This window comes from Curtobacterium sp. B18 (genome assembly GCF_000333375.1).
Taxonomy (GTDB): Bacteria; Actinomycetota; Actinomycetes; order Actinomycetales; family Microbacteriaceae; genus Curtobacterium.
In genome coordinates this window covers 1-2,553 of the sequence record NZ_BACZ01000119.1, presented here as the reverse complement: position 1 = coordinate 2,553, position 2,553 = coordinate 1, and the positions used below count along the sequence as shown (strand labels likewise).

Genomic DNA, 2,553 nt, shown 5'->3' with positions numbered 1-2,553 from the left:
CGGTTCTGGGGCACCCCGATCCCGATCATCCACGGAGCCGACGGCACCGAGCACCCGGTGCCCATGGAGCAGCTGCCGGTGCGGCTGCCCGAGACCGACGGCCTCGACCTCAAGCCGAAGGGCACCTCGCCCCTCGGTGGCGCGACCGACTGGGTGAACGTCCCGAACCCCGTGGACGGCACCCCCGCGCTCCGCGACACCGACACGATGGACACCTTCGTGGACTCGTCGTGGTACTTCCTGCGCTTCCTCGCCGCGAACGACGACACGCAGGCGTTCGACCCCGCGGTCGCTCGCAAGTGGGCCCCCGTCGACCAGTACATCGGCGGCATCGAGCACGCGATCCTGCACCTGCTCTACGCGCGCTTCGTCACCAAGGTCCTGTTCGACCTCGGCTACCTCGACTTCACCGAGCCCTTCTCGGCACTGCTGAACCAGGGCATGGTGCTGTCCGGCGGCTCGAAGATGTCGAAGTCGAAGGGCGGCGTCTCGCTCGGTGACGAGCTCGACGCGAACGGGGTCGACGCCATCCGCCTGGTGATGGGCTTCGCCGGTCCGCCGGAGGACGACATCAACTGGGAGGACGTCTCACCGTCCGCCTCGGCACGCTTCCTCGCCCGTGCGTACCGACTGGCGCTCGACGTCACCTCGTCGCCCGACGTCGTGTGGGCGGACGGCGACCGTGCGCTGCGGCAGGTCACGCACCGCTTCCTGGCCGATGCGCCGGGGATGATGGAGTCGTTCAAGTTCAACGTCGTGATCGCGCGGCTGATGGACCTGGTGAACGTCACCCGCAAGGCGATCGACAACGGGCCCGGCGCGGCCGACCCCGCCGTGCGCGAGGCCGTCGAGACCATCACGCTCGGGCTCGCGGTCTTCGCGCCGTACGTCGGCGAGGAGATGTGGGAGAAGCTGGGCTACGAGCCGACCGTCGCCACGTACGGGTGGCGGAAGGCCGACCCGACGCTGCTCGTGCAGGAGTCGCTGACGGCGGTCGTGCAGGTCAACGGCAAGGTGCGGGACTCGTTCGAGGTGTCGAAGTCGATCGAGCCCGCGGAGCTGGAGGCCATGGCGCGGGCGTCGGCGAACGTGCAGCGGTACATCGGTGAGCGCGAGATCGTGAAGGTGATCGTGCGGGCGCCGAAGCTCGTGAACATCGCCATCAAGGGGTAGCGCTCCGGCGGGTCGGTCCGCGCGGTCCGGTCGGTCCGGGCGGTCCGGTCAGGCTGGTCGTTCTGGTCGGTCCGGTCCGTCTGGTCGTTCCGGCCCGTTCAGTCGTTCCGGTCGGTGTGGTCGTTCCGGTCGTTCCTCCACAGGCGAGCGGACCGTCCGGTGGTCCACCGGTCTCCGGGCGGGCCCCCGGTCGGGCGTGGTGCGTCCGTAGCGTGCCGGCATGTCGTCTGGTGATGGTCGGTCCGGGTCCTCGTCGCCCTCGTCCTTGTCTTCGTCCTCGTCGCGGTTCGCCGCGCTGGCGGTGTCGCCCCGTGCCGCGGTGCTCCTGGCTGCCGTGGTGGTCGTCATCGCCCTGGTCGTGGTGCTGCTCGGAGCCCGGTCGGGCTCGTCCGCACCGGACGACGGTGGTGGTGCGCTGACGGTCACCGGAGCGCCGTCCGTCCGGTCGTCCACCGCGGCGACGGGCGGTCCTGGGTCCCCCGGCGTCCGCGGGTCGTCGCCGTCCGCCTCGGCCGTGGCCGACCGGGTGGTGGTGCACGTCCTCGGAGCGGTCGCGCGGCCGGGCCTCGTCACCCTGGCCGCCGGCAGCCGGGTGTCCGACGCGGTCGACCGGGCGGGCGGTGCGCGTGACGATGCCGACCTGAGCCGGGTGAACCTCGCGCGGGTACTGGCCGACGGGGAGCGGTTGTACGTTCCGGCGACGGGGGAGACCGCGATCCCGGAGCCCGTCGACGGTCCGCCGGGCGCGGGCGCCGACGTCGGGGCTGGGGCCACTGGTGCGTCCAGCGGCACCGTCGTCGACCTCAACTCGGCGGACCAGACCGCGCTCGAGACGCTCCCGGGGATCGGCCCGTCGCTCGCGGGTCGGATCCTCGCATGGCGTGACGAGCACGGACGCTTCGCCGCGGTGGAGGACCTGCTCGACGTCAGCGGCATCGGTGACGCTCGGTTCGCGGAGCTCCGCGACCGCGTGCGGGTCTGATCGGCCTCCCGGTGGCCGTCGAGACGACGCCCGGCGTCCGCGACCTGCGCGTGGCCCTGCCCGCGGCGGCCGCGTGGGTCGGTGCCGCGCTGCTGGTCGGGTCGCCCGAGCGTGCCGGATGGGTCGTGCTGATCGGTGCGGTGGTGGTGTGCGGCGGCATCGCCTGGCTCGTCGTCCAGCGCCCACAGCGTGCCCTCGGCCTCGTCGGGATCGTCGTCGTCGCGGCGGCGTTCTGCACCGTGGTGGCGGTCGCGGTGGTGGTCGGCGACGCCCGCCGGAGTCCCGTCGCGCTGGACGGTGCGGGGACGGTCACGGTGGAGGTCGTGCTCACCCGCGACCTCGCGCCGGGGGAGCGCTCGGTCGTCGGGACCCTCGTCGGCGCGGGCGACACCGAGGGA

The 2,553-nt window shown here is 72.7% G+C and carries 3 protein-coding genes; all 3 read left to right on the top strand.

Going from position 1 to position 2,553, the window contains the following annotated elements:
- The coding region (locus I5E_RS03320; RefSeq protein ID WP_022905740.1) for a class I tRNA ligase family protein at positions 1–1,173 on the top strand (1,173 nt) is incomplete at its 5' end.
- A gap of 220 nt (positions 1,174–1,393) precedes the next feature.
- Positions 1,394–2,155, top strand: coding sequence for a ComEA family DNA-binding protein (locus I5E_RS23225; protein WP_083857851.1), 762 nt, complete (start codon positions 1,394–1,396; stop codon positions 2,153–2,155).
- Positions 2,156–2,166: 11 nt separating this feature from the next.
- A partial coding sequence (locus I5E_RS21085; protein ID WP_042723548.1) for a hypothetical protein occupies positions 2,167–2,553 on the top strand: 387 nt, incomplete at its 3' end.